We start from the raw sequence: 25,871 nt of genomic DNA, 5'->3' as shown, positions 1-25,871 counted from the left end.
CCTCGCCTACGTTTTTAGAAGCGCCCTATAGGGTCGCTAGTCCGCCGCCCCCTGAACGCACAGCGCCGGACGGCCACGAGGACCGCCCGGCGCTTTCGTTTGCAAGCGGTGATCAGGCCAGGCGCGTGGCCAGCGCCTCCACCTGTTGCTCAAGGAACGCGGCGAAGGCCGCGCCCGGCTGCTGCAGGCCGATGAACTCCAGCAACGGGTCCTCCACCGCCGTCCTCACCCCCGCCAGCGTCTCGATGGCCGCCAGCCCGCAGAAGGGCACGTAGGCTTCCGCATACCCCCCTTCGTGGACCAGCACCAGGCGTCCGTCGCAGAGCTGGTCCGCCGCTTCCAGCAGCAGGGCGGTCATCTGCCGGAAGGAGTCGCTGTGCAGCTGCATGCGCGCCAGCGGGTCCACCGCGTTGGCGTCGTAGCCGCAGGCCACCACGATCAGCTGCGGGCGGAAGCGCGTCAGCGCCGGCACCACGATGCGGCGCATGGCGTGCAGGTAGGCGTCGTGCCCGCTGCCGGCCGGCAGCGGGATGTTCAGGTTGAAACCCAGCCCGTCGCCGATGCCCCGGTCCTCCACGCCGCCGTAGCCGGGTGGGAAGCAGTTCTCCTGGTGCAGGGACAGGGTCAGCACATCGTTGCGGGTCTCGTAGATGGACTGGGTGCCGTTGCCGTGGTGCACGTCCCAGTCCACCACCGCCACCCGCTCGATGCCGTGGCGCGCCCGCGCCGCCTCGATGGCGATGGGGATGTTGGCCAGCAGGCAGAAGCCCATGGCCTGGTCCGCCAGGCAGTGGTGGCCCGGCGGACGGGAGAGGGCGTAGGCGTTGTCCGCCTCGCCCCGCAGCACCCGGTCCACCGCCTCGATGGCCAGCCCGGCCGAGCGCAGGGCGATGCCGTAGCTGCCCGGGCCCACCGGGGCTTCCGGGCCCAGCTCGCCGCCACCGGCATCGCTCAACTGGCGGAAGCGCTCCAGGTAGTGCACCGGGTGGATGCGCAGCAGGTCCGCCTCGGTGGCGGGCGCGGCGCTGCCCATCTGCAGGTGCTCGGCAAGCCCGGACACCTCCACCAGGTTCTTCAGCCGGCGCTTGGTCTCGGGGGATTCGGCGAACCCGGCGGCGGCCGGCGGTTGCACCCAGCCGCCCACCGGCAGGGTCAGCGCGCGCATGCCTGCGCTGTGCCAGAAACAGTGTTCATCGGAAAGAAAGGCGGTACGGCGACTCATGAGGTGGCTCCAGTGGGATCGAGAGGGGTGAGCGCGGCGCCGGTGGGGCGACGCGCCAGGTGCAGGGCGAGGAACGACAGCAGCAGGCAGCCGGCGCTGACCGCCAGCATGCCGCTGTAGCCCAGCGGGCTTTCCAGCAGCGGCCCGGCGACGGCGGGGCCCAGGGCCAGGCCGCCGCCGATGACCAGGTTGACGCTGTTCATCAGCCGGCCGCTGCGGTCCAGATCGGCCAGGCAGGCCAGGATCAGCGGCAGGACGAAGGTCCAGGTGTACTTGAACAGCAGCGCCGCCACCGCGAAGCGCAAGGTGCCGGGCAGCCCCAGCAGGAGCAGCACCGACGCCGCCATGGCGGCGTAGCCCAGCACCAGCGGCAGCCCCCGGGGCCAGCGCCCGCCGATCAGGGTGACGGTGGTGGAGCCGGCGATGCCCAGCAGCGAAGCCACCGCCAGCAGGGTGCGGGTGGTGTCCGGGTCGACGCCGGCCCGTTCGGCCAGGGCGCCGATGAAGGTCCACACCCCGCTCAGGCCGATGTAGAAGGCCAGCACCGCGAACAGCCCGCACCAGGCGCGCAGGCGCGAGGGACTGGCGGCGGCCTGCACGCGGGCCTCCGGCGCCTTCATCCCGGCCGGGAAGGCGCGGGTCAGTGGCAGGCACAGCAGCATCATCCCGGCCAGCCCGAGGTACAGCGCGGCCAGGCCAATGTGTGCGAACAGCACCGGCAGCACCCACAACCCCACTGCGCCCAGCACCAGCTGGCCGATCAGCCAGAAGCCATAGACCCGGTCACGCTGGTCGCTGGCCACCGCGCTGGCGATGCACAGCACCATCAAGGTGCCGCCGGCCAGGGCGCTGGTGAAGCGCAGGCCCATCAGCAGGGGCAGGTAGGCCTTGTCGGTGATGAAGGCCGAGGCCAGGTTGACGGCGATGAACAGCAGTGCCGCGACCCGTGCCACCCAGCGCCAGTCCAGGCGCGCCTGCCAGAGGTAGGCGGGCAGGGTGGCCAGGCTCATGGCCGCCAGCTCGATGGAGAACAGCTGGCCGATGGTGGCGGCCCCCAGGCCGAGCTGGTGGGCCAGCTGGGTGGCGATGGCGGGCGCGGCCATCAGCACCAGGGGCACCACGGCGGCGAACAGCACGATGGCGCAGAGACGCTCGCGAGGCAGTCCCGCCGATTCCTGTGTGGTCATGGCGGGGCCCTCAGAAGACGTGGACATAGCGCAGCAGCACGTTGCTCTGCTCGAAGGCGTTGGTGGTGGCGACGTTGCGGGTCACCCCCAGCAGCACCTGGTTCTGCCGGTCCAGCCAGTGGCCCACCTCGAAGCCCACCTGGCTGTAGCGCTGGTGGGTGTCGTCCAGGGTCCGGCCGTTGAGCTCCAGTTCGCCGCCGTCGGCGTGGATCAGGCGCAGGGCGCCGTAGGTGCTGGGGGTGAAGTCGTAGGAGGCGAAGGCCTGCAGGCGATAGAGCGGTTTCTGTTCCAGGTCCTGACCGAAGTAGTCGTCGTTCTTGCCGTAGAGCTGGGTCTCCAGGTTGGCTTCGAGCATCCAGCGTTCGCCGATGCCCTGGGTGTAGTTGTAGTTGAGGTGCAGGGCCCAGCGGTTGGCACCGGGGGAGGCATCGGGGTTGCGCCCGTGGTACTCGCCCAGGGGCACGCTGAGCATGGTCAGCAGGCCGCTGTAGGTGCGGCGCTGCGGGTCGTTGATGAAGAACAGCGTGCCGCCCACCTGGGGATCGCCCAGGCCGCGTTCCGAGCTGCGGCTGGCGCTGCCCGGCGTGCGGATGTCGATGTCGGCGTAGGAGACGATGAACTGCGGCGTGCACAGCGTGCCGCAGAGGTCGGTGAATATCAGTTGACGCCAGGCGAAGGCGTTCACCGCCAGGTCGGCCTTGCCGCTGGAGCCGGGGCCGTGGAATTCGCTGGCGCGGGTCATGGGCAGGTAGCCGACGCCGAGCACGGTGCCGACCGGGGCGGAGACGAAGTCCCGCGCGTTGAGGTCGGCGGCATGGGCCGGGGCGGCCAGCGCCAGGGGCGCGAGGGCGAGCAGGAGCGGAGTACGGCGGGCAAGCATGGGGCGGTCCTCGGATTGTGGTGGGCAAAGGGGCTCCGTCCCGCCGGGCGGGCCGGCAGGTGGAGCAGACAGGGGGAGGGGCGGGCGTCAGCCCGGGGCGCGGTGCAGCAGCTGGCTGATGCCGGCCTTGCCGTTCACGCCGAGCTTGTCGTAGATGCTGCGGATGTGATGGCGCACGGTGTTGGGCGCCACGCCCAGCTCACGGGCGATTTCCTTGTAGGTGCGGCCGCTGCCGAAGCGCTGGGCGATCTCCGCTTCGCGGGCACTGAGGCGGGCCATTGCCGGTGTGCGACGGGCGCTGAGCAGGAACAGGTCGCCGACCTGCTTGGACTGCAGGCACAGGTTGCGCCCGCTGAAGCCCTCGGGCCTGACCTCGTCCGGCAGCTGCGGCCCGTTCCACTGCGGCCACTCCCCCAGCAGCAGGTCGACGAAACCGGGCTCGGCGTAGTGCAGCAGGCCGTGCCGGTCGCCCACCGCCAGCGCCGTGGCGGTGGGGCCTTCGAGGCTTTCCCGGTGGGTGACCAGGCTGCGCAGCTGGTTCAGCCCTTCGGCGGCCACCAGGTGCGGCATGCACAGGTCGAAGAGGAAACGCTCCTGGGCGTTGAACGGCGCAGCCCCCTCGCGGCGGTAGAGCGCCAAGTGCACGCTGAGGCGGCTCTGCGGGTCCATGTGCACCCCGCAGAGCAGCTCGCGGAAGCCGTGGCGCTGGCCCAGCCAGCGCAGGCCGGGGGAGCTGGCGTCGGACTGGGTGTCGATGATCACCGAATGGCCCGGGTCGGCGTGGGTGCGCTGCACGGTCGGGTCCTGGTCGCGGATGGTTTGCCAGTCCGCCAGGTAATGGCTGGGCAGGTTGTAGAGCTGGGTGCTGTGCTCGCAGGGCAGGCCGTCGATCAGGGCGGCACGGCCCCACCAGGCCTTGTCGAAGTCGATCAGCTGGCGCAGGCGCGACAGCACGCCGGCGTGGAAGCGCTGCATGGCGCGTTCCTGGGCCAGGCGGGTGAGGTCCAGCAGCAGGGCGTTGTAGGCGCCGATCTGCCGGGGCGTGATCTGGATATCGGTGAGTGCGGACATGCAAAGCACCTCGCTGCGACTTTGTTGTTCTTGTAGTCATCAGTGGGCGGCCGGTGTCGGGACGACGGGGCAGGGCCATGGCGCCAGTATCCCCAGCGCCGGCAGGCCCCACCATCCTGCAAATGCAGGATGGTGGGGGTGTTCAGACGAACGCGCCGGGGGCTTCCGGCAGGGTGGCGCCGCCGTCCACCACCAGGGTCTGGCCGGTGATGTAGGCGGCCTGCTCGGAGGCCAGGAACAGCATGGCGCCGGCGATGTCGGCCGGCTCCCCCAGGCGCCCGAGCGGTACGCTGCGGGCGATGGCCGCGGCATGGCCGGCGTCCCCCAGGTTGGCCATCGCCGGGGTGCGGATCATCCCCGGCTCCACGCCGTTCACCCGCACCCGGTCGCCCGCCAGTTCTAGGGCTGCGTTGCGGATGAAGCCGTTGACCCCGGCCTTGGACGCGGCGTAGTGGGTCAGCCCCGGGTAGGCGACGCGTGGGCCGGTGACCGAGGAGGTCACCAGCAGGCTGCCGCCCCCGGCCCGGCGCAGCAGCGGGAGGGCGCCCTGGGCGAGCCAGAACAGCGCGCCGAGGTTGACTGCCAGGGTGCGCGCCAGCCGGGCTTCGTCCAGCTGCTCCAGGGGCGTGAGGGGGAAGTAGGCGGCGTTGTGCACCACCACGTCCAGGCGCTCCAGCCCGGCCATCAGCGCCTCGATGGCGCGGCGCTCGGCCAGGTCCACCGCGTAGGCGCGGGCTGCCCGGCCCTGGTCCCGCAACCGGGCGGCCACGGCCTCGGCCGGTGCGGCCTGGAGGTCGACGATCAGCACCTCCGCCCCGGCTGCCGAGAAGGCCTCGACGATGGCCAGGCCGATGCCCTGGGCGCCGCCGGTGACCAGCACCGTCTTGCCGCTGAAGGCGCCGCTCATGACGCACCGCCCAGGCGCTCGAAGGCCAGGGTGGGGACGTCCACCACCGTCGCGCCGCCATCGGCCACCAGGGTCGCGCCGGTGATGATCGAGGCCTCGTCGCTGACCAGGAAGCGGCACAGCGCGGCGATCTCTTCCGGCCAGGCCGGCCGGCGCAGCGGCACGTCCGCCGTGACGCGGGCGTAGGCGCTGTCCAGGTCCTCGCCGTAATGGGCCATTAGCGGCTGCATCTCGGCATCGGCCATGGGCGTGCGCACCCAGCCCGGGCACACGCAGTTCACCCGCACGCCGTGGGGGCCGTAGTCCCGCGCGAGCGAGCGGGTCAGGCCCAGCAGGGCGTGCTTGGCGGTGGTGTAGCCGCACACCTCGGGGCCGGCGGCGAGGGAGGCGATGGAGCCGAGCAGGACGATGCTGCCGCGCCGCTCCAGCAGCAGCGGCAGGCAGGCGCGGGCGCTCTGGAAGGCGCTGCCGAGGTTGCTGTGCAGGGCGCCGTTCCAGGCCTCGTCGTCGGTCTGGGTCGCGCTGCCCAGGCCGTGGCCGCCGGCGCAGGCGATCAGCGCATCGAGCCCGCCGAAGCGCGCCTTTACGCGCTCGACGAAGCCTGCCCAGTCCGCACTGCTGGCGGCATCGCCCACCAGCACCAGGCCGCCGGTGGCCGCGGCGACCCGCTCCAGCGGCTCACGGCGGCGCCCCACCAGCACCAGCTGGGCGCCGTCCTCGGCCAGGCGCCGGGCACAGGCCTCGCCGATGCCGGTGCCGGCCCCGGTGATGAGGACGGTGCGCTCACGCATCGCCGTACACCGTGCGGTTGAGCACGTCGCAGTGGGAGCTCACCGGGAAGTTGGAGAGGGCGGCGAAGTCGGCATCGGCATAGCCGAAGATCTTGCCGTCGCTGCGGTGGGCCTTCAGGTCGATCATCACCAGCCCCAGGGTGGGGACGATCTTCTCCCGCCAGACGAACAGGTAGAGCTCATCGGCGATGCGGTAGTAGTGGCAGCGGTCGGTGTCGCACAGGCCCTGCTCGACGCCGGCCAGGCATTGCCAGGTGTAGAACTGCTCGTTGAGGTAGATGTGCTCGTAGACCTCGGTGGGGCTGTAGCGGTAGCGGTTGCGCAGGCCCACCAGCTCGGCGGTCGGTGCGTGGGGGCAGGCGCCCGGCTCCCAGGGGCGGTCCAGGGTGCCGTGGAGGAACTGCACGGACACGTCGGTGAGGTCGCGCCCTTCCAGCGCCCGGCGGTACAGGCCCTGCTCGGTGGCCTCGCGCTGGGGCAACTGGCCGAGCACCGCGGTGAAGGACCGGCTGAGGGTGTCCAGCACCAGGCTCACCGACCAGGCCTGGCTGTTCTCGTGCTTGATGAAGTCCACCAGGTACAGCCCCGGCCGCACCGACGTGGCGCGGTAGGGCGAGCGCCCGCTGGCGCTGCCGTCGGCCAGCGCCCAGTCCAGCTGGCCCTCGGCGAAGACGTGGTCGATGCGCCAGCCGTTCTCGAACACCAGCTCGAAGCGGCGGCCATCCAGGTCGGCCAGGTTGGGCAGGATGAACGCCCCCGGGGCAAAGCCCTCGGCCAGCGCGCCTACGGTGATCCAGTCGGTTGATGCGGTCATGGGAAGCTCCTTGTTCAATGGAGCCTCCATGGTCCGCGCTGGCGGGCGGGGCGGGTATCAACCGGATGGTTGAGGGCGGTTGACACCGTCCAGTGGCGCGGCCGTACACGGCTATCGGAAGCGCCTGATGGAATCGCCCTTGCCCAACCCGGCAGGCTCCGTCCTCCCAGTTCCAATGGACGGAGCCCCGCATGTTCAACCCCGCCAACCAGGCGCACTTCTTCAAGGTCCTCGCCTTCACCGGCCACGAAGCCCTCAACCAGCCCTTCCGTTTCGACATCGAACTGGTCAGCGAGCGCAGCCGCCTCGACCTCGAAAGCCTCCTGCACAAACCCGCCTTCCTCGCCTTCACCCCCGACGGGCGCGGCGTGCACGGGCAGGTCTTCGGCATCGCCGTCGGCGAGATCGGCAACCGCCTCACCCACTACCACCTGACCCTCGTCCCCCGGCTCGCCTACCTCGCCCTGCGCCACAACCAGCGCATCTTCCAGCACCTGAGCGTCCCGCAGATCATCGGCCAGGTCCTCGAAGACCACGGCATCCTCGCCGACGCCTACAGCTTCCGCCTCGGCCCCAAGGCCCCGCCGCCCCGGGACTACTGCACCCAGTACGACGAAAGCGACCTGCACTTCATCAGCCGCCTCTGCGAAGAAGAGGGCCTGCACTTCCACTTCGAGCACCAGAGCGACAGCCACCTGCTGGTCTTCGGCGAAGACGCCAGCGCCTTCCCCAAACTCGGCCGCCCCGTCGCCTATGTCGCCAACACCGGCCAGGTCGCCGACGAACCCGTCATCAAACGCTTCGGCCTGCGGATGGAAGCCCGCACCCTGCGGGTCACCCGCCGCGACTACTTCTTCGAAAAGCCCAGGCTGCTGATGGAAGCCGCCCACACACCTCAGGACGACCTTCCCCAGCCCGACCTCGAAGACTACGACTACCCCGGCCGCTTCACCGACCGTGATCGTGGCCGCCGCCTCGCCCGCCAGGCCCAGGAACGCCACCGCCGCGACTACCGCCTCGCCGACGGCGACAGCGACGAACCGCGCCTGGTCAGCGGCCACCTGCTCAGCCTCTCCGACCACCCCAAACCGGAATGGAACGACCTCTGGCTGATCACCGCCCTGCACCACGAAGGCAAGCAGCCCCAGGTGCTGGAAGAGTTCGCTAGCCTCGACGGCATGGTGAAAAGCGCCAAAGGCGCCTTGCGCAACCTGGCCAGTAACGCCGCCAGCAAAGCCCTCGGCGTCTCACTGCCCACCGCAAGCGAACCCGCCTCGTCAGACAGCGACTTCAAACAGGGCTACCGCAACCGCTTCCAGGCCATCCCCTGGGACGTCCCCGCCCGGCCCGACCTCAAGCACCCCAAGCCCCGAATCTTGGGCAGCCAGACCGCCGTCGTCACCGGCCCAAAGGGCGAAGAAATCCACTGCGACCGCCACGGCCGCATCAAGGGCCAGTTCCACTGGGACCGCGAAGGCCAGGCCGACGAACACACCAGCTGCTGGCTGCGGGTCGCCAGCAGCTGGGCCGGCAACGCCTACGGCGCCATCGCCATCCCCCGCATCGGCATGGAAGTACTGGTCACCTTCCTCGAAGGCGACCCCGACCAACCTTTGGTCACCGGCTGTCTCTACCACGGCGTCCACCAGCCGCCCTACGAACTGCCCGCCCACAAGACCCGCACCCTGCTCAAGACCGACAGCAGCCCCGGCGGCGGGGGCTACAACGAACTGCGCATCGAAGACCGCAAGGGCCAGGAGCAGATCTACGTCCACGCCCAGCGCGACTGGGACGAAAACATCGAACACGACCAGAAGATCCGCGTCGGGAACCAGCGCCACGACCGCGTCGAAGGCAGCGTCTACAGCGAATTCTTCGGCGAGCAGCACCACACCCTGCACAAGGACCGCAAGACCGAACTGAAGCTGGATGACCACCTCACCGTGGGCAACGAGCAGCACATCCAACTGGGCAGCGGGCAATTCATCGAAGCGGGGCAGGAGATCCACCTGTCATCCGGCCTCAAGGTCGTGATGGACGCCGGCAGCGAAGTGACCTTCCAGGCTGGCGGCAGCTTCGTGAAGCTCGACGGCGGCGGCGTCACCCTCAGCGGACCCAGCATCAAGATCAACTCCGGCGGCGGACCCTCTGCGCCGACGCCCGCCGTCCCGTTACCGCCATTACGCCCTCGCCCTGCCGACACCGCGCCGCCCCCGGACCGCCTGGGCAGGGCCGATGCCAACCCGCTTCAGGAGCGCAAGCAAGGCCCGCAGCAACTGATCGTTGATGTGTGGGGCGACCCCACCCTCGGTGGCCAAGTACAACTGCTCGACCCGGAAGGTGACGCATGAGTGAGCTAAAGGATCAGCCCATCGAACAGGGCACTCGCAAGCGCACGGATTACGACAACGCACGCCGTGCTCGGTTGGCGCTGAATATCGAACGCACCGATGGCGGGATGCTGCAGATACCTGTCGAGCTGGATATGCGCAGCCACCAGGAAGAGCCCGAGATTCAGCAGAATACTTTCCTGGCCGTGGTGCCCATGGCGCGTCTTCCGGGTTACGAAAAAACCCATGAGTCACCCAAAGGTGCATTACCCCGGCCGGGCCATATCTATGTGTTCCAGAACGGCAAGCTGTGGCGCGAGCTGGCCTGCGATGGCCAAGGCAACCTGGCTGATATCGATGTGGCCCATTGGCGCAAGCAAGCAGCGCAAGCCAAGCCAGCTGACAATCGAGCACCAGTAGGCAAGCCCCTGGGGCTGACGCTGGTGCCGATGCTGTTGAAGGGCCGTTTTGTCGGCAATCAATACGCCATGGCCTATAGCGAAATGGCCTGGACCTGGGAATACATCGCTTGGTTGGAAGCCAACAGCGGCCGAGTGAAGAGTCGCTGCCAGACGGTCGGCCCGGCTTGGTCGGCAGCGGTTGTGGGCGGTGAACAATGGCGGCCGACCCAGGCGATGCCGATTGTCGTGATCGACAAGCAGGCCGAGGGGCTCAGGCCACGTGACCTGCATATCGAATGTGCGTTGCGTGACCCGGCGGCTTTCACTCCGGCCATGTCTGCACTTGATCCCCAAGAGCTGATTGTCGAACTGCACAAGCAGCAGCAAGCGCTTGCAGGGCACATGGGGGAGACCGCTCCGGCTGCGCCGCCTGCGTTGCCTGCAGGCAAGGATGTTCTCGCAGAAAAGAACTTGCGCGGTTATCCCAAACTGGTCGGCTTCATGTTGGATGACCCGGTGTTCGAGCTGCGCCATGCGGTAGAGCAGTCGCGCCTGGCAACCGAAGCCTTGCAGACCTACAACGCTCTGGTGCCGTACCAACCTTTTGGTCGTTACGCCGAAGTGCTGCATCACTGGGCGATGCGAAGTAGCGCGCCATTGGCCGACTTGCGTGACCAGGTCGATAGGGCCCCGTTTGAAAAGACCATGCTGCATGCCGAGCGCAAGTCTGCACGCGAGTGCATCCATCGCCAGCTCACGCGCGTGCTGGCTTTATCGCAGAGCAAATTGGTCGCTGTATGGAATGACTGGATCTACAGCAACGATGAACGCTTGCTGGAGCCCTACAGCCTGCTGATCGACATGCTGGAAACGCTCAGTCGCCTGCCCCAGGCCAGCGATGCGCGCAGCACCGAGGTGGAAAGTAGAGAGCTGGCGCAAGCGGTGGAGCGCCTGATCAGGCAAATGGTGCAGGCCAGCCATCCGCTTACCCGTGCAGTCCTGGCTGACCAAAATAAAGCATTGCCCGAGTTGGCCAAGCGCCTGGCCAAGCTGGCTGCAACCAGGCGGGCGATTGATGCGGAAAAACTGGGCATCAGCAGCCTGGCCATGTTCGCCGGACTGGAGAGTCAAGGCGCGGTCAATTACCAGTACGTCGCACAGAACATCGCCCTGGCGGTGGACGAGTGGTTGAACCACGTGAGCCAGTCGGTGGTACACGCACTCAGGCAGTTGCGCACCAGTGCCGCCACCGTCCAGGTCGATATGCAGCGCTCGTTTGCGCCAACACTGGGCCTGCTGGGCGGGCTGCATCGTCAGGCCGCGACGATCCAGTACCTCACCCAGGGTGAAGCCCTGGCCCGGAACATGGTGGTGCTTGGGGTGCATGGCGGTGGTTTCAGCTTTGGCCTGACGCCCAGCGAGCGCACCACCCTGACCCGGGAGAATTACCTGTATGCCAACCTGCAGGCGCGCAGTGGCAGGGTACTGGCCACCACCAGCGCCAAGCTGGCAGAGGCCAACCATTTCGCCAGCAAGGACCTGGGCCACCTTATGGTCGTGGCGGTTTCGGCTGACGATCCGTTGGTGCAGGAGCTGAACAGCTGGCGGCTCGGCGCCGCCAACCTGGGCCGCGCCGGGCAAATGGCCAAGTCGTCGGCCTTGCCGCTCTTCGCCACGCTGATGGCGGCTTACAACCTGCACGTCAATACGCTGGGGGCCAAGGCGTTGGCGGAGAGCGAGTATGTAAGATGGACGGGCGGGGCTCTATCGGCAGCTGCAGATCTTTTCCTCGCCTCAAACAACGTCGCGCTAAAAATCATCGCAGGCTCAGGCGTCCGCTCTCCCTGGTATGCATTCTGGGAAAAGGGTCGCTTCGACGTGTCGCGGGTATCGGAGCGCTGGGCCAGCAACCTCAGCAAGCGCACGGGCGGGAGTACCTGGCTTAACGTCTCGCGGGCAGGCTCATCTGTAGCGATGGGCGTGACGGCCTTGCTATTTGCCTGGGACGCCAAGCGTGCTTTCGACCAAGGCGATAAGGACGTCGCGGCCGCCAATGCCATCGCCGCCTCCGGCGCTGCCATGTGGGCGCTCTACACGCTTGGCGTATTGGGCAGCCCCTGGGTATTGGGCGCGGGGGTTGTGCTATTGCTGGGCGGCGCGGTGGCCGCCGCGCTATTGGCCGATGGCGCCATCGAGCAGGCGATCAAGCACGGCCCATTTGGCAAGGAAAAGCGCCTGCCCCATATGAACGACCCCAGGGTCGCCTATCAGCAACTGCTCGGCGCTATCGGCCAGCCCCAGGTACGCATCGAGCGCTTGGGCAATTGGTATAAAAGCGCCTCCGTAGACGATCAGGCGAAGCTGCGGGCAGCGGCAGCCGAGGGTAAAAGCCACCTTGACCCGCTGGACTGGGCCGTCGAGTTGCAGTCCGGCCTGCTGAGCCACTACCCCAGCGGCCAGGGTTTTATCCTGCTGGCGTCCGAGCTCAAGCTGGAGCGTGGTCACTACAGCGGTTGGCAGCCCAGGCCAGCCAAGGTCATCGCGCAGGAAAAACTCGGGGCCGTGGTACTGGACGGCACTCGGGTGCTCTATGTGCTGCCCTATCAACATCCGCCGGCCTTCAAGCCGTTGGCTGTTAGCCAATACGCCCTCAAGGTGCGCGCCCAGTTTCGCCTCAGCCATCAAGCGTGCCGAGTAGGCGATCCTTTCCCGAGGTATGACGACCTGGTCTTGCCGCAGCCAAGCCCGCGCCAGTGGGCGACCTTCAATCCAGCGCTGCGGCCCAAGGACGATCAAGTGATGGATGACGTGCCCTATTGGCTGATCGAACAGAGTGACTACGAAAAACTATGAACACCCCTGTAATAGAACCAAGCCCTTATACAGCCAGCGCCTACGACTCCAGCGCTATCCCCACCCAGCCGCCGCATAAATGGCGGGAGGATGCCAACCGCAGCAACCTGCGGCGCACCCAGTTGCGCTGGGGCCACTATGCCAACTTGCAACCCTGGCAACTCGTCGATCTCCAATTGCAGGCCAAGGAGCAGACCTTTGTCGAACGCACGGGAGAGACTGAGCTGTATTGCGATCAACAGCGTTGGCGGTTTGAGAATTTCAACAAGCTGCTGATGCTTATTCCAGCATTGAAGTTTGCTGCGCTATTTGTGGCGCCTTGGATGTTTTGGATGTTTACGACCGGGGATTTGTTGCCGAAAATACTGTCGCTTCTTTTTTTGCTGGTGCTGTTTACTCTGTTGATGATCGGCGTTAGTTGCTGGCTCTATTGGGAGAAGAGCCTGAAAGCGTACTTAATTCAAGTCGGTACGGGCTTGGTGACGGCCTTGCTTAGCGCAGTATTTACTTACAGTACGTCCAGCTACGGTACCGATCTGTTTTTGTTTTGCGGAATCATGGCCTTCTCCATCTTCATGGGCGTAGTCGGCTTCGATTTTTTGCTGGATCTGTATTTGCGCCTCTTCAAATACGACGGCAGCGAGTTCAACCGGCAAACGGGCATGGTGACCATCGCCCGGCGTTTTCGTAAGCCGTTCGTGGCGCCTTTCTATGAGTTCGACACCACCATGGAGTTTCGCCCCGGGCCTCATGGCAGTGGTGGCATGGCGCTGTGGTTGCATCACCGTTATGCCGATTGCGAGCTATTCCTCGGCGGCAAGATGCATCCGCTGGGCCTTACCCCGGAAGAGGCGCTGGCCTTCTGGGATTGCCTGCAGCGCTATATGGACATCAGCCAGCCGCTACCTGAACTGCCGGTGCTCGAACAGTTCCGCCACCTCGACCCCACCACAGCCGAGCACGACCGGCAGAGCAAGCGAGAGGCGCGTTACTGGCGCGAGATGCCCTACCGTGCCTGGCAAGGCCGTGGCCAACACGAGACGATGAAGCGCAACCAGAAATACCCCTGGCAACAGCACCCCTGCATCCTCCAGGCCCGGATCGATCCGGCGCTGAGCATCGAAGCCTATTACCGCAGCCAGGAAGCCAAGGGCATCCACGCCACACCCAAGGGTGATGACTTCGACGACATCCACAGGGGTTGAAATGAACGCCTCCATCATAGAACCAAGCCCTTATACGGCCAGCGCCTACGACTCCAGCGCTATCCCCACCCAGCCGCCGCATAAATGGCGGGAGGATGCCAACCGCAGCAACCTGCGCCGCACCCAGTTGCGCTGGGGCCACTATGCCAACTTGCAACCCTGGCAACTGGTCGATCTCCAATTGCAGGCCAAGGAACAGACCTTTGTCGAACGCACGGGAGAGACTGAGCTGTATTGCGATCATCAGCGCTGGCGGTTTGAGAACTTTAATAAGCTACTTATATTGATACCCTTTCTGAAGTATATTTCGTTATTTATGGTGCCTTGGATTTTTTGGGCGTTTGCGACTGGGGGATTACTGCCGAAGACATTGCCGCCAAATATTGTGCACGGAATATTTTCGGTCTTGATGATTGGTGTTAGCGGTTGGCTCTACTGGGAAAAAAGCTTAAAGGCTTATTTGATTCAAGTCGGTACGGGATTCGCTACAGCCCTGCTTGGCGCGGTGCTTACCTACAATACATCCAACTACGGCACTGATGTATTTTGGGTTTGCGGAGTCATGGCCTTCTCCATCTTCATGGGCGTAGTCGGCTTCGATTTTTTGCTGGATCTGTATTTGCGCCTCTTCAAATACGACGGCAGCGAGTTCAACCGGCAAACCGGCATGGTGACCATCGCCCGGCGTTTTCGTAAGCCGTTCGTGGCACCTTTCTATGAGTTCGACACCACCATGGAGTTTCGCCCCGGGCCCCATGGCAGTGGTGGCATGGCGCTGTGGTTGCATCACCGTTATGCCGATTGCGAGCTATTTCTCGGCGGCAAGATGCATCCGCTGGGCCTTACCCCGGAAGAGGCGCTGGCCTTCTGGGATTGCCTGCAGCGCTATATGGACATCAGCCAGCCGCTACCTGAACTACCGGTGCTCGAACAGTTTCGCCACCTCGACCCCACCACCGCTGAGTACGACCGGCAGAGCAAGCGAGAGGCGCGGTACTGGCGCGAGATGCCCTACCGCGCCTGGCAAGGCCGTGGCCAACACGAGACGATGAAGCGCAACCAGAAATACCCCTGGCAACAACACCCCTGCATCCTCCAGGCCCGGATCGATCCGGCGCTGAGCATCGAAGCCTACTACCGCAGCCAGGAAGCCAAGGGCATCCACGCCACGCCCAAGGCCGATGACTTCGACGACATCCACCGCCCCTGAGCCCATCGCCTGGGGCTGGATGCCTTCAGTCCCCCTGCAAGAACAACATCCCCACCAGCTCCGTCCGGTTACGTGCGCCCACCTTGCGGAACAGGTTGAGCAGGTGCGTCTTGACCGTGGGCAGGCCGAGGTCGAGGTGGCGGGCGAGGGCCTTGTTGCCGAGGCCGTCGCGCAGGAGCAGGGCGATCTCCCGTTCGCGGGGGGTGAGTTCGGGCAGGGTGGGGGGAAGGGGGGCGAGGTGTTCGGCGCCGGCCTGCATCAGGCCGTGGAGGGCGCCGAGGCTGGCCAGTTCGGTGGGTTCGAAGGCGGGGAGGCCTTCATGGCGCAGCAGGGAGAGGCCGGCGATGGGGCGGTTGCCGGCGCGGGCGATCACTTCCACCACGTCGATCACCCGGTGCTGGCGCAGGAAGCCGAGGTACTGGCGGTTGTCCGCGTCGCTGCGGTGGGCCTGGCCGGTGCGCAGTGGCACCACGGGCAGGCCGATGGCCTGGCAGGTCTGCGGCTGCAGCGGGTCGAGGTGGCGGTAGTGGTTGAGGTAGTCGGTGTGCATGCCCGGCTGCATGTGCAGCAGGTGGAAGTCGTGGGCCTGCAATTGGTCGTCGATGCGGTAGAAAGCGGCGACGGACGCGGGGACGAAGTGGGTGAAGGTGTTCAGGCAGTGCCGGGCGAAGCCGGCGGGGTCGCGGGGGGCGGTCATGGCGGGTTCCTCGCGCTGGGCGGCCGCTCGCGGGCGAGGGCCGCAGGCCTGCCCCATGGGGCAGGCCGGGTGGTTCAGGCCACGGCGTAGTAGTGCTTGACGAAGCCGTCGCCGGGCACTTCCCAGAGCACCGGGGTGCCCTTGGCGACGAACCAGCTGTCGCCGGCCTTGAAGCGGGTGGTCTGGCCGGTGGATTCGTCGGTGAGGATCACCTCGCCGCTGACCACGGTGGCCTGCTCGTTGAAGGGGTAGGTCATGCGGAACTTGCCGGCGGTGGTGCCGAAGTAGGCGGCGCTGACCGGGTCGGTGGGGGCGCCGGCGGTCATCTTGCCGAAGGCCTTGACCTCGCCTTCGAGGATTTCCGAACCCAGGTCGGCCACGGTGCCCCAGGCATCCAGTTCAGCCAGGGTGATTCCGTTCTTGATGGGGGTGAGGGACATGGCAGTTGCTCCTGCGAGTGATGAAAACGGTGATGGTCGTTTAGTGGGTTCCCGCCTTCGCGGGAATGACGGTATTCGCTTTTCCGCTGCATCGCTTCCGACGCTCAGCCGCGTCGATCACTGTTAGCGGCGGCCGGTCCAGAAGCCGGACACCTGGTGCCAGGACTTGCCGGCGGTGAGCAGCAGCGGGCGCAGCTGGTCCTTGCCGACGATGTTGATGCGCCGCACCGAGCTGATCAGGTCGTAGCGCGCCGAGCCTTCGCTCATGCCCTCGGCCAGCACCTTGCAGATGATGTGGCTGGGGGTGACGCCGAAGCCGGAGTAGCCCTGCACGAAGAAGGCGTTGGGCCGGCCGGGCAGGGTGCCGATCTGGGGGAACAGGTTGGCGCTGCAGGCCATGGGGCCGCCCCAGGCGAGGTCGATCTTCACGTCCTTGAGGTAGGGGAAGATCTTCAGCATCAGGTTGCGGTTCCAGGCCTTCAGGTCGCGCGGGATGTGCTCGACGAAGGGGGTGGCCGCGCCGAACAGCAGGCGGTTCTCGTTGGTCACGCGGTAATAGTCGATGACCGGGCGGATGTCGCTGTACGCCCCGCGGATCGGGCTGATGCGCTGGATGAGCTCGTCGGACAGCGGCTCGGTCATCATCTGGAAGGCGTAGGTGTTGATGGTGGTGCGATGCAGCTCGGGCTCCAGCTTGTTGAGGAAGCTGTCGCAGGCCCACAGCAGCTTGCTGGCCTTCACCGAGCCCTGGCCGGTGCGCACGGTGATGCGCTCGCCGTAGGTCACCTCCAGTGCCGGGCTGTATTCGAAGATCTTCACGCCGTGGCTGGCCAGGGCCTTGGCCTCGCCCAGCAGCAGGTTGAGCGAATGCACGTGGCCGCCGCCCATGTGCAGCAGGGCACTGCTGTAGGCATCGGAGCCGATGATCTGCTTCACCTCCGAGCCGCCGAGGAAGCGGATCTCGTGGGGCGAACCGAGGGATTTGAACTCCTTCTCCCAGGCCCGCAGGGTCTTTTCCTGGCGGGCGTTGAAGCCCATGTAGCCGTAGCCGTGGCAGAAGTCGGCGTCGATGCCGTACTTGGCGATGCGGCCCTTGATGATGTCGGCGCCCATGTCGCTGATCTCGAAGATCTGCCGCAGGCCGTCCTCGCCCACGTCGTGGCGGATCTTCTCCAGGTCGTGGCCGATGCCGGCCATGATCTGCCCGCCGTTGCGGCCGGTCCCGCCGAAGCCCAGGTAGCGGGCCTCCAGCACCACGATGTTGGTGATGCCCTTTTCCGCCAGCTCCAGGGCGGTGTTGATGCCGGAGAAACCTCCGCCGATCACGACGACGTCCGCTTCCAGGTCCTGCTGGAGGGTGGGGAAGCTGAGGTCGTACTTCTTGGTGGCCGTGTAGTAGGTGGGTGTCTCGATGTTGATCATGACTGCAGCCTGGACAGTGGGGGGACGGCTGGCGCCGAAGCGCACCTCTAAAAACTACCTGCGTTGTCATCGCGGCGTTAAAAACAGCCTCGTGCGCGAGTCCGATCAAAGTGCTCATTTACCGCACTTAAACTGCGCTTTTTCGCCTGTTTGACGCGCTGGTACGCGCCCTTCGGGCCAGCCTTCGGCTGTTACTCCCGTTGGTCGTTGCGCCTTGCGCTGACTGCCTCGCCTACGTTTTTAGCGGCGCGCCGAGCGGCCCGTGCCTGACGACGGATATTAGGAGCCGCTGCGGGGGATGGCGTCTTGTTCCTCAGTGCCGGGGTTCTTGTCCAGGTTTGACAAGTACCGGGCAACGCTCTGGGACGCGGCCTGGGCGCAGGCGCTGTCGATGGCTTCGGAGGCGCCGGAGATACCGATGGCGCCGATCACCCTGCCGTCATGCAGGAACGGCTCGCCACCGCCGAACAGCGCCAGGTTCGGCTGCAGGGGCAGGCCCTGGCGTACACCGGGAGAGCAGGCGGCCAGGCGCTGGTCCCAGGCGCGGGTGGCGACGCCGAAACCGGCGGCGGTGATGGCCTTGTGCAGGGCGATGTCGCGGCTGGGCTGGGGGGCGCCGTCCATGTGGGCGGTGTGGATCGGCAGGCCGGAGGCATCCACCACGGCGATGCTGATGCGCACGCCATGCTGTTCGGCGGCCTCCAGGGTGGCGTGCAGGGCCCGCATGGCGAGGGCGAGGCCGAGGTGGGTCTGCTGGTACAGCGGGGCGGGCATGGCGGCGACTCCGGGCTGGGCGGTGCCCGATCATGAATAGGTTAACGAGTGGCGGCAATGCCCGGTCGTGCAGCCGGGCAGGGCGGCAGGCAGGGACAAGCGCCCGTGGCAGGCAGCGACATGACGGGCACCCCGTGCCCCGGCCTAATGGCGCGTCCCGGCGCATCGCCGGTTGCCGCAAGGAGTCGCGCAATGAGAGTGCTGGCCGGCCTGTTGCTGGTGTGGGCCCTGGATGCCCGCGCCGACGAGGTGCTGCGGGTGCTGAACTGGAAGAACTACATCGAGCCCCAGGTGCTCGAGGCCTTCCAGCAGTCGACCGGTATCCGCGTCGACTACCGCACCATGACGGCAGCCGAAGAGCTGGACGCCGCCCTGGCCACCGGCGAGGCGTTCGACGTGGTGGTGCCGTCGCATTTCCAGCTCGCCCGGCTGCTCCGCGAGAAGCGCCTCCAGCCCCTGGATACCGGCGCCCTGAGCCATTACCGCCAGGTCGACCCGGGCCTGCTGGCGATGCTCGCGGGCATCGACGGCGCCAATCGCTACGCCGTGCCCTACCTCTGGGGCTCGGTGGGGTTGGTGATCAACCCGGGGCCGGCCGAAGCGGCCTACGGCGGCGCCCTGCCCAACAGCTGGAGCCTGCTGTTCGACGAGCGCCAGGCCACCCGCCTGGCCACCTGTGGCATCGCCCTGCTGGACGCCCCGGAAGAGACGGCCTCGCTCTGGTTCAACTACCGTGGTCGCAGCCTCGCCCTGCAAGGCCCCCGGCAGATCGAGCGGGGCCTGCAGGCGCTGCCCGACATCGCCCGGCAGGCCCGCTACCTGGACAACGAGGCCTACATCGCCGCCCTGGCGGAAGGCCGGCTGTGTCTGGCCATGGGCTGGGTGGGGCACGCCCTCACCGCATCGGCCCGCAACCCGGCGTTGCAGTACCGCATTCCCGACGAGGGCGCGATGGTCTTCATCGACAGCCTGGCCATCCCCGCCAACGCCCCGCGGCCCGACCTGGCGCTGCGCTTCATCGACTTCCTGCTGGAGCCCCGCAACGCCCTGGCCGATGCGCGCGCCAGCCAGTTCTACTCGCCGCTGCCGGCGGATTCCGCCGAGCAGGCCGAACTGGCCCGTGAACGCCCGATGCAGGTGCTCAAGGCCGAGGAGCGGCGCCGCCTCTATCTGCTCGAACGGCTGACGGCCGAGCAGAAGGCCGCCCTCGACAAGGTCTGGGCCCAGGTCAAGGCCGCCCGCGCGCCGTGACGCCTGAAGGCTTGATCGTTAAACTGTGAACAATTTTTTCGACCCACCAGACCCATGTCCAACACCCGCACATCCCTGACCCTCAGCCTGCTCCAGGCACGCGAAGCCGCCATGCGCTTCTTCCGTCCGCAACTCAACCTCCACGGCCTCACCGAGCAGCAGTGGCGGGTGATCCGCATCCTGCGCCAGAACGGCGAGATGGAGAGCCACCGCCTCGCGCGGCTGGCCTGCATCCTCAAGCCGAGCATGAGTGGCGTGCTGCTGCGCCTGGAGCGCGACGGCATGGTGCGCCGACGCAAGCAGGAGCAGGACCAGCGCCGCGTGCTGGTCAGCCTGGCGCCCAAGGGCGAGCAGTGCTTCGAGTCCATGAGCGTGGAGATGGAGCGCAACTACCAGCGCATCCAGGAACGCCTGGGGCCGGAGAAGCTCGCCGAGCTGCTGGCCCTGCTGCAGGAGCTCAAGGGCATCCGCCCCTGACCCTCGGCTGACCAAAGTAGGAGCGCGACCGGTACCAAGGTAGTAATCGGCTTGCCCGGGGGTACGCCTAGCATGGGCGCATCGGAAAATCCGCTCGAGGATCGGCCATGCGCGTGCTCAAGGCCCTGCTGCTGCCCCTGCTGCTGATCATCACCCTGATCGGCCTGGACCGCGTTCATGGCCCGCAGCCGCCCAGCGCCCAGCCGGAGCGGGCGCGGCCATGAGCACGGCCCTGCGCATCCAGCTCTGGGTCAGCCTCTGCTTCGCCGCCGTGGCGCTGCTCTGCAGCCTGGTGCTGGTGCATCAGGGCGCCCAGTCCCTGGCCGAGGAACTGGCCACCGAGCGGGCCGCTGCCCATTACCTGCGCCAGGCCGCCGAGCAGGACCCGAACGTGCTCGACTCGGCCCTCGCCGCCGGGCTGCGGCACCTGCAGATCGTGCGCCTGCCGATGAATGCTTCGTCGCCCTTGACCCGCAGTGCCCCGAGCTGGCCCTTCCCACCGGCCGAGACGGTGGGCGACCCGCTGCCCCTGGCTGGCGGCGAACAGGCCTGGCTGCTGCTCGACCCCCGTGACGGCATCGACGAGGTACGCAACGGCGTGCTGCAGCTGCTGGTGCTGTTCGCCCTGGCCCTGGCGCTCAGCCTGGCCGCCATCCGCTGGGCCCTGGCCCGCGGGCTGCAGGCGCTGGAGGAGCTGCAGCAGGCCTTCGACGCGGTGGCGGAAGGGCGCCTGGACGTACGCCTGGCAGGGCACCCGCTGGACGAGGCCCAGCGCCTGGTGGGGCACTTCAACGGCATGGTCGGCACCCTGGAGCGGGTGCGCGACGAAAACGCCGCGCTCACCCAGGCCCTGCTGGACCTGCAGGAGCACGAGCGCAAGCACCTGGCGATGGCCCTGCACGACGACATCGGCCAGTACCTGGTGGGCATCCGCGCGCAGTTACTGCTGCTGCGCTCGCTGTCCGGCCAGGCACCGGGCACCGTCACGGTGCTGCAGGACCTGGAGGGCAACTGCCAGCGCATGCAGGCCGCCTTCCGCGCGCTGGTGCGCGACCTCTACCCGACCGCCCTGGAACGCCTGGCCCTGGACGACGCCCTGCGCCTGCTCGCCGAGCAGTGGCAGCAGGCCCAGGGCATTCCCCTGCGCCTGCACCTGGGAACGTCGCTGCCGACCCTCGCGCCGGGCGAGCGCGCGCACCTCTACCGCCTGCTGCAGGAGGCGCTGACCAACGTCGCCCGGCATGCCGGCGCCAGCGCCGTGAGTGTGCGCCTGGAGCGACGCGGGCAGCGGCTGTGCCTGCTGGTGGGGGACAACGGGCGGGGCGCCGAGCGCGCCCCGCAGCCCGGCATCGGTTTGCGCTCCATGTCCGAGCGTGCCCGCTGCCTCGGTGGCCGCCTGCGCCTGCGCACCCGCGCCGGCCGGGGCTGGCTGTTGCGGGTGAGCATGCCGCTGGACGGCCTGGAGGGCCCATGAAGATTCTGTTGGTGGATGACCACTCGGTGGTGCGCCAGGGCTACGCCAGCCTGCTCCGCGCCTTGCTGCCCGAGGTGCAGGTGAGCGAGGCGGCCAGCGGCGAGCAGGCCCTGCAGGCGGTGCAGGAGAGCATTCCCCACCTGGTGGTGATGGACTTCACCCTGCCGGGCATCAGCGGGCTGGAGACCACCCGCCGCCTGCGCCAGCGCCTGCCGCAGCTGCGGGTGCTGTTCTTCAGCATGCACGACGAGTTGCCCCTGGTTCGCCAGGCGCTGGAGGCCGGTGCCTCGGGCTACCTCACCAAGAACGCCTCGCCGGAGGTGCTGGTGGAGGCGGTGCGGCGCATCCTCGCCGGGCACGCCTACATCGAGCAGCCCCTGGCCACCCAGCTCGCCTGCCACCCCAGCCGGGAAGCGGGCGACCCGCGCCTGTCGGGCATGACCCAGCGCGAGCTGGAGATCTTCACCATGCTGGCGCGGGGCATGCCGGTACGGCGCATCGCCGAGCACCTGTGCATCAGCGGCAAGACGGTCTCCAACCACCTGACGATGGTGAAGAACAAGCTGCAGATCGGCTCGCAGGCGGAGCTGGTGCACCTGGCGATCGACACGGGGGTGTTGAGGGTGGGGTGAGGGGCGCCACGGTTCGGAGGGGCTCGGCTGGTCGAGCGAGGCCGAGCTCGATGATCCGCCTGGTCCCGAGCCGGTGATTACCGGCCCATGAAAAACGCCGCCCGGTTCAGGGCGGCGTTTTCAACGCTGGCGGCTCGTCTTACCAGAGCGGAATGACGTAGCTGACGATCAGGCGGTTCTCGTCCAGGTCGTTGCCGAAGTTGGTGGAGCGCACGGTGGCGTTGCGCCATTTCACGCCCAGGTTCTTCAGCGGGCCGTCCTGGAACACGTAGGCGATGTCGGTGTTGCGTTCCCATTCCTTGCCATCCGGCCGGCCGGCGCCCAGGTCGACGTTGTCGCCGGAGAGGTAGCGGGTCATGAAGGTCAGGCCGGGGATGCCCACGGAGGCGAAGTTGAAGTCGTAGCGAGCCTGCCAGGACTTCTCGTCCTTGTTGGCGAAGTCGCCGATCTGCACGAAGTTCACCAGGTACGGGTCGGTGCCGTTGATGTAGGCGTAGCCGGTGTCGCCGCTCATGCTCTGGTAGCCGAGGCCGAAGGCATGGCCGCCGAGGGCGTAGGTGAACATGGCGCCGAAGGCCTTGTTGTCCACGTTGCTGGTGCCTTCGTCGGTGGAGCGGGCGTAGCGGATGTCGCTCTTCAGCGACTGCTTGTCACCCAGCGGCAGCGTGTGCACCAGGGTGAAGATGTGCTGTTTGTAGAGGTCGTCGAGGTTGCCGTAGTTGTAGCCGGTGGTGAGGTTGTCGTTCCACTTGTAGGTGGCCCCGCCGAAGTTGAACGCATCGCTGGTGGTGCCGCTGCGGAAGGTGATGCCGCGCGCGCCGCCGCTGGTGATGGTCATGTCCTCGTAGTCGGAGGAGTCGCGTTGGTTCACCTGGGTCAGGCGGCCGGCGTCGAGGGTCAGGCCGTCGATTTCCAGGGAGTTCAGGTGGCCGCCCTTGAAGGTCTGCGGCAGCAGGCGCGAGTCGTTGTACTGCACGCTGGGCAGTTTGGGCATCAGGGTGCCGACCTTGAGCACGCTCTTGGAGGCGCGCAGCTTGGCGGTCACGCCGAGTTCGCCGTATTCGTCCTGGGCGCGCTTGCTCTCGCGGTCGCGCTTGAGCAGGCCGGTGCCGCTGCGGTCCGGGCTGGAGTCGAGCTTGACCCCCAGCAGGCCGATGGCGTCGACGCCGACCCCGATGGTGCCTTCGGTAAACCCGGACTCGTAGCGCAGCAGGAACCCCTGGGCCCACTCCTCGGCCTTTTTCTGGGAGGCACCCGGCTGGCGGAAGTCACGGTTGAAGTAGAAGTTGCGCAGCTCGACGCTGGCCTTGCTGTCTTTCAGGAATTCGGCCTGGGCGAGGCCGGGCAGGGTGAGGCCGGTGCCGAGAGCCGCCAGGGTGATGGCGGACGCGAGCGAGGTCTTGCTCATTGTTCTTGTCTCCTCGTTGGGGTTGCAGGGCGGTTGGGGCCGCCCTGTTACAACGCGGAAAAATTAAGCACCCGGTAACAATTTCGTCACCTTAGACATTGGTCGCGCACTTATTGGGTCCACTGCGGGTAGTAACCAATACGGTCCTGCACGGCGGCGTCGTGGGCTGGCACCACGGTCAGCGCGGGGTCGGCCTGGATCAGGTCGTGCACCCGCTGGAGCTGGGCCCGCGTGCCTTCGCGGTCGTTGTCGACCATCCGCCGGCTGACCCAGAACTTCTCGTTCGGGCCGGTGAAGCCTTCCAGGCGCCAGCTGGTGTCGCCGGTGAAGAAGAAGCGCCGTCCGTCGGCCAGTGTCAGGAACGCCCCCACCGAGCCCGGTGTATGCCCGGTCAGTGGCACCAGCACCACGCTGCCATCGCCGAACAGGTCGAGGCTCTCGTCGAAGCCCATGTAGGGCGTCGGCTCGAACTCGAAAGGCTGCCAGCGCACGCCATGGGTGAACTGGCTGGGCAGCACGGCGGGCGGGGTGGCTATGTGGCTGAAGTCGATCTCCGCCCAGGGCGCCCACACCGGCACCTCGGGGAAGTCGGCCAGGGCCGAGGCATGGTCCCAGTGCGCATGGGTGAGCAGGATGCGGTCGACGCGGATGCCGTCCCGGTCCAGCTGGTCGCGGGCGGGCGTCACCGTCTGGTACTTGAACAGCGGCTTGTCCCACCAGGGCATGTCCTTCTCGAACTGCGCGTCCACCTGCCGGCCGAGGCCGGTGTCCAGCAGCAGGGTGGCGGCGTGGTGCTGGATGAGCACGGCGGTGTGGTTGACCGGGACGGTCCGGGTCCACTGGCCGCCCTCCACGGTGAAGGCGTCGAGGGTTTCCGCGCCGGAGGTCTTCACCAGGGCGAAGCGCAGGCCTTCGGCCTGGGCGAAGGCGGTGACGAGCAGCAGGGTCAGCAGCAGGGCGAAGCGGGGCATGGTGCGGCGTCCTTGGCAGGGGAGGGGGTGGGCGATCAGCCCGGCAGGCGGGGCGTGTCGATGAAGCCCGGCAGAGCGCGGATGCGCGCCAGCCAGTCGCTCAGGTGGGGATGGGGCGCCAGGTCGAGCCCGCCTTCGCCGGCCATCGCCAGGTAGGGGAAGGCTGCCACGTCGGCCACGCTCGGGGTCTCGCCTTCGGCCAGCCAGCGGTGCCGGGCGAGGTGGGCATCCACCAGGGCCAGCACCTGCTCGCCACGGGCCTGGGCGGCGGCCAGGTCGCCGGGGCGCTTGAACAGCTTGAGCACCCGCGCCTGGGCCGGGCCGTGGTGGATCTCGTTGGCGGTGAAGCTCAGCCAGCTTGCGACCCGCGCCAGGGGCAGGGGGTCCAGCGGCAGCCAGGCGGGGGCGTAGCGGCTGGCCAGGTAGACGAGGATGGCCTGGGAGTCGCCGATGGCCTGGCCGTCATCCTCCAGCAGCGGCACCTGGCCGCGCGGGTTGAGGCCGAGGAATGCCGGCTGTTTCTGCGCGCCGGCCGGCAGGTTGACGAAGACGGTCTCCGCCTCCTGGCCGATCAGCCCGAGGAACAGGCGCACCTTGTAGCAGTTGCCGGAGAGGGGGAAGTCGTGGAGGCGCATGGCAGGTCATCCGTGTGATGGAGGTGGGGTGAAAAATAATAGACAGACCTGTCTGTTTATTTCAATCTTCTTTTCGCCACACCGCGAACCACGCGGTTTGAGCCGCTGCCGGGGGATGCGCATAATGCGCCGTCCAGGAGATTCCAATGGCTTCCAGCAAACGCGACCAGCTCATCGATACCGCCCTTACGCTGTTCTACCGCGATGGGTTCCATGCCACCGGCATCGACCGCATCCTGGCCGAATCCGGCGTGGCGAAGATGACTCTCTACAAGCACTTCAAGTCCAAGGACGAGCTGATCGAGGCCGCCCTGCAGAAGCGCATGGAAGCTCCCCGCGAGCGCATGGCCTGGGCGCTGGAACACCTGCCGCCGCGCACGGCGATCCTGGCGGTGTTCGAGGGGCTGCACGGCCTGCTGCACGAGGCCGAGTACCACGGCTGTGCCTTCGTCAACGCCGCCGCGGAGTTCCATGACCGTGACCACCCCATCCACCGCGTCGCCGCCTCCCACAAGGGCCATACCGAGGCGCATTTCCGCGCGGCGCTGGAGCGCCTGGAGGTGGCCGAGCCGGCGCGGCTGGCGCGCCAGCTGCAGTACCTGCTGGAGGGGGCCATCACCATGGCGCACATCCAGGGGCCGGGTGACCAGGCGCTGGAGGCTGGCGCCGCTGCCGAGGTGCTGCTGTGCGCCGCCGGGGTGCCCGACCCGCAGGCATGAATGCAGCCGACCGTCCATCGGTTGCCCCCTAAATAGTCCTCAAGGTTTTTCTGTAGTCGCCGTCAAAAAATTCTGTACATCCGCTCAGACGGGGCTGCCA

The 25,871-nt window shown here is 67.2% G+C and carries 23 protein-coding genes; 9 read left to right on the top strand and 14 right to left on the bottom strand.

What is annotated here, in order from left to right; translation table 11 throughout:
- Positions 1-112: 112 nt before the first annotated feature.
- The 7 genes from RTK35_RS14600 to RTK35_RS14570 form a co-directional block, all read right to left on the bottom strand.
- Positions 113-1,222 (bottom strand): class II histone deacetylase, encoded by a 1,110-nt coding sequence (locus tag RTK35_RS14600; RefSeq protein ID WP_316908315.1) that lies wholly within the window; start codon positions 1,220-1,222, stop codon positions 113-115.
- Entirely contained in the window at positions 1,219-2,436 is a 1,218-nt protein-coding gene (locus RTK35_RS14595) for an MFS transporter (protein WP_410478669.1), read from the bottom strand. The genes RTK35_RS14600 and RTK35_RS14595 overlap by 4 nt, the downstream gene beginning before the upstream one ends.
- Entirely contained in the window at positions 2,420-3,289 is an 870-nt protein-coding gene (locus tag RTK35_RS14590; protein ID WP_142015856.1) for a transporter, read from the bottom strand. The genes RTK35_RS14595 and RTK35_RS14590 overlap by 17 nt, the downstream gene beginning before the upstream one ends.
- Positions 3,290-3,376: 87 nt before the next feature.
- Positions 3,377-4,360: a helix-turn-helix transcriptional regulator gene (locus tag RTK35_RS14585; protein ID WP_044412168.1), complete on the bottom strand. Its 984-nt coding sequence runs from the start codon at positions 4,358-4,360 to the stop codon at positions 3,377-3,379.
- A gap of 142 nt (positions 4,361-4,502) precedes the next feature.
- Entirely contained in the window at positions 4,503-5,267 is a 765-nt protein-coding gene (locus tag RTK35_RS14580; RefSeq protein WP_044412165.1) for an SDR family oxidoreductase, read from the bottom strand.
- Entirely contained in the window at positions 5,264-6,058 is a 795-nt protein-coding gene (locus tag RTK35_RS14575) for an SDR family oxidoreductase (protein WP_316908312.1), read from the bottom strand. Before RTK35_RS14575 ends, RTK35_RS14580 begins: the two co-directional genes overlap by 4 nt.
- On the bottom strand, positions 6,051-6,872 hold the full coding sequence (locus RTK35_RS14570; RefSeq protein ID WP_316908310.1) for a molybdenum cofactor biosynthesis F family protein: 822 nt from the start codon (positions 6,870-6,872) through the stop codon (positions 6,051-6,053). Before RTK35_RS14570 ends, RTK35_RS14575 begins: the two co-directional genes overlap by 8 nt.
- A 191-nt stretch (positions 6,873-7,063) precedes the next feature.
- Here RTK35_RS14570 and tssI point away from each other — a divergent pair, with 191 nt between their 5' ends.
- From tssI to RTK35_RS14550, 4 genes are read left to right on the top strand one after another with little or no spacing between them, the layout of a single operon-like run.
- Positions 7,064-9,223 carry a type VI secretion system tip protein TssI/VgrG gene (gene tssI, locus RTK35_RS14565; RefSeq protein ID WP_316908308.1) on the top strand — a complete coding sequence of 720 codons (2,160 nt, stop codon included), beginning with the start codon at positions 7,064-7,066 and terminating at the stop codon, positions 9,221-9,223.
- On the top strand, positions 9,220-12,456 hold the full coding sequence (locus RTK35_RS14560) for a hypothetical protein (protein WP_316908307.1): 3,237 nt from the start codon (positions 9,220-9,222) through the stop codon (positions 12,454-12,456). The genes tssI and RTK35_RS14560 overlap by 4 nt, the downstream gene beginning before the upstream one ends.
- On the top strand, positions 12,453-13,661 hold the full coding sequence (locus RTK35_RS14555; RefSeq protein ID WP_316908306.1) for a hypothetical protein: 1,209 nt from the start codon (positions 12,453-12,455) through the stop codon (positions 13,659-13,661). The genes RTK35_RS14560 and RTK35_RS14555 overlap by 4 nt, the downstream gene beginning before the upstream one ends.
- 1 nt (position 13,662) lies before the next feature.
- Positions 13,663-14,871 (top strand): hypothetical protein, encoded by a 1,209-nt coding sequence (locus tag RTK35_RS14550; protein ID WP_316908305.1) that lies wholly within the window; start codon positions 13,663-13,665, stop codon positions 14,869-14,871.
- A 25-nt stretch (positions 14,872-14,896) separates the two neighbouring features.
- Here the strand turns inward: RTK35_RS14550 and RTK35_RS14545 are convergent, their stop codons facing one another.
- From RTK35_RS14545 to RTK35_RS14530, 4 genes are all read right to left on the bottom strand, one after another.
- Complete coding sequence (locus RTK35_RS14545) at positions 14,897-15,568, bottom strand: helix-turn-helix transcriptional regulator (protein ID WP_044412143.1); 672 nt, start codon at positions 15,566-15,568, stop codon at positions 14,897-14,899.
- A gap of 74 nt (positions 15,569-15,642) precedes the next feature.
- Positions 15,643-16,008 (bottom strand): cupin domain-containing protein, encoded by a 366-nt coding sequence (locus tag RTK35_RS14540; RefSeq protein ID WP_044412141.1) that lies wholly within the window; start codon positions 16,006-16,008, stop codon positions 15,643-15,645.
- Between the two features lie 123 nt (positions 16,009-16,131).
- Positions 16,132-17,430 carry an NAD(P)/FAD-dependent oxidoreductase gene (locus tag RTK35_RS14535; protein ID WP_044412138.1) on the bottom strand — a complete coding sequence of 433 codons (1,299 nt, stop codon included), beginning with the start codon at positions 17,428-17,430 and terminating at the stop codon, positions 16,132-16,134.
- Between the two features lie 279 nt (positions 17,431-17,709).
- Positions 17,710-18,204, bottom strand: coding sequence for a heme-binding protein (locus tag RTK35_RS14530; protein WP_316908303.1), 495 nt, complete (start codon positions 18,202-18,204; stop codon positions 17,710-17,712).
- A gap of 192 nt (positions 18,205-18,396) precedes the next feature.
- Here RTK35_RS14530 and RTK35_RS14525 point away from each other — a divergent pair, with 192 nt between their 5' ends.
- From RTK35_RS14525 to RTK35_RS14510, 4 genes are all read left to right on the top strand, one after another.
- Entirely contained in the window at positions 18,397-19,455 is a 1,059-nt protein-coding gene (locus RTK35_RS14525) for an extracellular solute-binding protein (protein ID WP_316908302.1), read from the top strand.
- A gap of 54 nt (positions 19,456-19,509) precedes the next feature.
- Positions 19,510-19,932: a homoprotocatechuate degradation operon regulator HpaR gene (hpaR, locus tag RTK35_RS14520; protein ID WP_044412130.1), complete on the top strand. Its 423-nt coding sequence runs from the start codon at positions 19,510-19,512 to the stop codon at positions 19,930-19,932.
- A gap of 220 nt (positions 19,933-20,152) precedes the next feature.
- Entirely contained in the window at positions 20,153-21,406 is a 1,254-nt protein-coding gene (locus RTK35_RS14515) for a HAMP domain-containing sensor histidine kinase (RefSeq protein ID WP_316908301.1), read from the top strand.
- Positions 21,403-22,038 (top strand): response regulator transcription factor, encoded by a 636-nt coding sequence (locus tag RTK35_RS14510; RefSeq protein WP_044412124.1) that lies wholly within the window; start codon positions 21,403-21,405, stop codon positions 22,036-22,038. Before RTK35_RS14515 ends, RTK35_RS14510 begins: the two co-directional genes overlap by 4 nt.
- 139 nt (positions 22,039-22,177) lie before the next feature.
- Here the strand turns inward: RTK35_RS14510 and RTK35_RS14505 are convergent, their stop codons facing one another.
- From RTK35_RS14505 to RTK35_RS14495, 3 genes are all read right to left on the bottom strand, one after another.
- Positions 22,178-23,446, bottom strand: coding sequence for an OprD family porin (locus tag RTK35_RS14505; RefSeq protein ID WP_316908300.1), 1,269 nt, complete (start codon positions 23,444-23,446; stop codon positions 22,178-22,180).
- Positions 23,447-23,556: 110 nt separating this feature from the next.
- Complete coding sequence (locus RTK35_RS14500) at positions 23,557-24,417, bottom strand: MBL fold metallo-hydrolase (protein WP_172434279.1); 861 nt, start codon at positions 24,415-24,417, stop codon at positions 23,557-23,559.
- Positions 24,418-24,452: 35 nt separating this feature from the next.
- Positions 24,453-25,052, bottom strand: coding sequence for a glutathione S-transferase family protein (locus RTK35_RS14495; protein WP_316908299.1), 600 nt, complete (start codon positions 25,050-25,052; stop codon positions 24,453-24,455).
- A 146-nt stretch (positions 25,053-25,198) separates the two neighbouring features.
- On the opposite strand from RTK35_RS14495, the gene RTK35_RS14490 reads away from it, so the two are divergent.
- A complete protein-coding gene (locus RTK35_RS14490; protein WP_142015925.1) occupies positions 25,199-25,771 on the top strand; it encodes a TetR/AcrR family transcriptional regulator in 573 nt (190 codons plus the stop codon).
- Positions 25,772-25,871 lie beyond the last annotated feature (100 nt).

The organism is Pseudomonas sp. zfem003 (genome assembly GCF_032621675.1).
GTDB classification, from domain to species: domain Bacteria; phylum Pseudomonadota; class Gammaproteobacteria; order Pseudomonadales; family Pseudomonadaceae; genus Metapseudomonas; species Metapseudomonas otitidis.
Note: the sequence above shows the minus strand (reverse complement) of the source record. Positions and strands in the feature narration are given on the sequence as shown.

Excerpts from the sequence above, each read along its gene's own strand:
- RTK35_RS14600 (WP_316908315.1), bottom strand. The coding sequence starts at position 1,222 with ATGAGTCGCCGTACCGCCTTTCTTTCCGATGAACACTGTTTCTGGCAC.
- RTK35_RS14595 (WP_410478669.1), bottom strand. The coding sequence starts at position 2,436 with ATGTCCACGTCTTCTGAGGGCCCCGCCATGACCACACAGGAATCGGCG.
- RTK35_RS14590 (WP_142015856.1), bottom strand. The coding sequence starts at position 3,289 with ATGCTTGCCCGCCGTACTCCGCTCCTGCTCGCCCTCGCGCCCCTGGCG.
- RTK35_RS14585 (WP_044412168.1), bottom strand. The coding sequence starts at position 4,360 with ATGTCCGCACTCACCGATATCCAGATCACGCCCCGGCAGATCGGCGCC.
- RTK35_RS14580 (WP_044412165.1), bottom strand. The coding sequence starts at position 5,267 with ATGAGCGGCGCCTTCAGCGGCAAGACGGTGCTGGTCACCGGCGGCGCC.
- RTK35_RS14575 (WP_316908312.1), bottom strand. The coding sequence starts at position 6,058 with ATGCGTGAGCGCACCGTCCTCATCACCGGGGCCGGCACCGGCATCGGC.
- RTK35_RS14570 (WP_316908310.1), bottom strand. The coding sequence starts at position 6,872 with ATGACCGCATCAACCGACTGGATCACCGTAGGCGCGCTGGCCGAGGGC.
- tssI (WP_316908308.1), top strand. The coding sequence starts at position 7,064 with ATGTTCAACCCCGCCAACCAGGCGCACTTCTTCAAGGTCCTCGCCTTC.
- RTK35_RS14560 (WP_316908307.1), top strand. The coding sequence starts at position 9,220 with ATGAGTGAGCTAAAGGATCAGCCCATCGAACAGGGCACTCGCAAGCGC.
- RTK35_RS14555 (WP_316908306.1), top strand. The coding sequence starts at position 12,453 with ATGAACACCCCTGTAATAGAACCAAGCCCTTATACAGCCAGCGCCTAC.
- RTK35_RS14550 (WP_316908305.1), top strand. The coding sequence starts at position 13,663 with ATGAACGCCTCCATCATAGAACCAAGCCCTTATACGGCCAGCGCCTAC.
- RTK35_RS14545 (WP_044412143.1), bottom strand. The coding sequence starts at position 15,568 with ATGACCGCCCCCCGCGACCCCGCCGGCTTCGCCCGGCACTGCCTGAAC.
- RTK35_RS14540 (WP_044412141.1), bottom strand. The coding sequence starts at position 16,008 with ATGTCCCTCACCCCCATCAAGAACGGAATCACCCTGGCTGAACTGGAT.
- RTK35_RS14535 (WP_044412138.1), bottom strand. The coding sequence starts at position 17,430 with ATGATCAACATCGAGACACCCACCTACTACACGGCCACCAAGAAGTAC.
- RTK35_RS14530 (WP_316908303.1), bottom strand. The coding sequence starts at position 18,204 with ATGCCCGCCCCGCTGTACCAGCAGACCCACCTCGGCCTCGCCCTCGCC.
- RTK35_RS14525 (WP_316908302.1), top strand. The coding sequence starts at position 18,397 with ATGAGAGTGCTGGCCGGCCTGTTGCTGGTGTGGGCCCTGGATGCCCGC.
- hpaR (WP_044412130.1), top strand. The coding sequence starts at position 19,510 with ATGTCCAACACCCGCACATCCCTGACCCTCAGCCTGCTCCAGGCACGC.
- RTK35_RS14515 (WP_316908301.1), top strand. The coding sequence starts at position 20,153 with ATGAGCACGGCCCTGCGCATCCAGCTCTGGGTCAGCCTCTGCTTCGCC.
- RTK35_RS14510 (WP_044412124.1), top strand. The coding sequence starts at position 21,403 with ATGAAGATTCTGTTGGTGGATGACCACTCGGTGGTGCGCCAGGGCTAC.
- RTK35_RS14505 (WP_316908300.1), bottom strand. The coding sequence starts at position 23,446 with ATGAGCAAGACCTCGCTCGCGTCCGCCATCACCCTGGCGGCTCTCGGC.
- RTK35_RS14500 (WP_172434279.1), bottom strand. The coding sequence starts at position 24,417 with ATGCCCCGCTTCGCCCTGCTGCTGACCCTGCTGCTCGTCACCGCCTTC.
- RTK35_RS14495 (WP_316908299.1), bottom strand. The coding sequence starts at position 25,052 with ATGCGCCTCCACGACTTCCCCCTCTCCGGCAACTGCTACAAGGTGCGC.
- RTK35_RS14490 (WP_142015925.1), top strand. The coding sequence starts at position 25,199 with ATGGCTTCCAGCAAACGCGACCAGCTCATCGATACCGCCCTTACGCTG.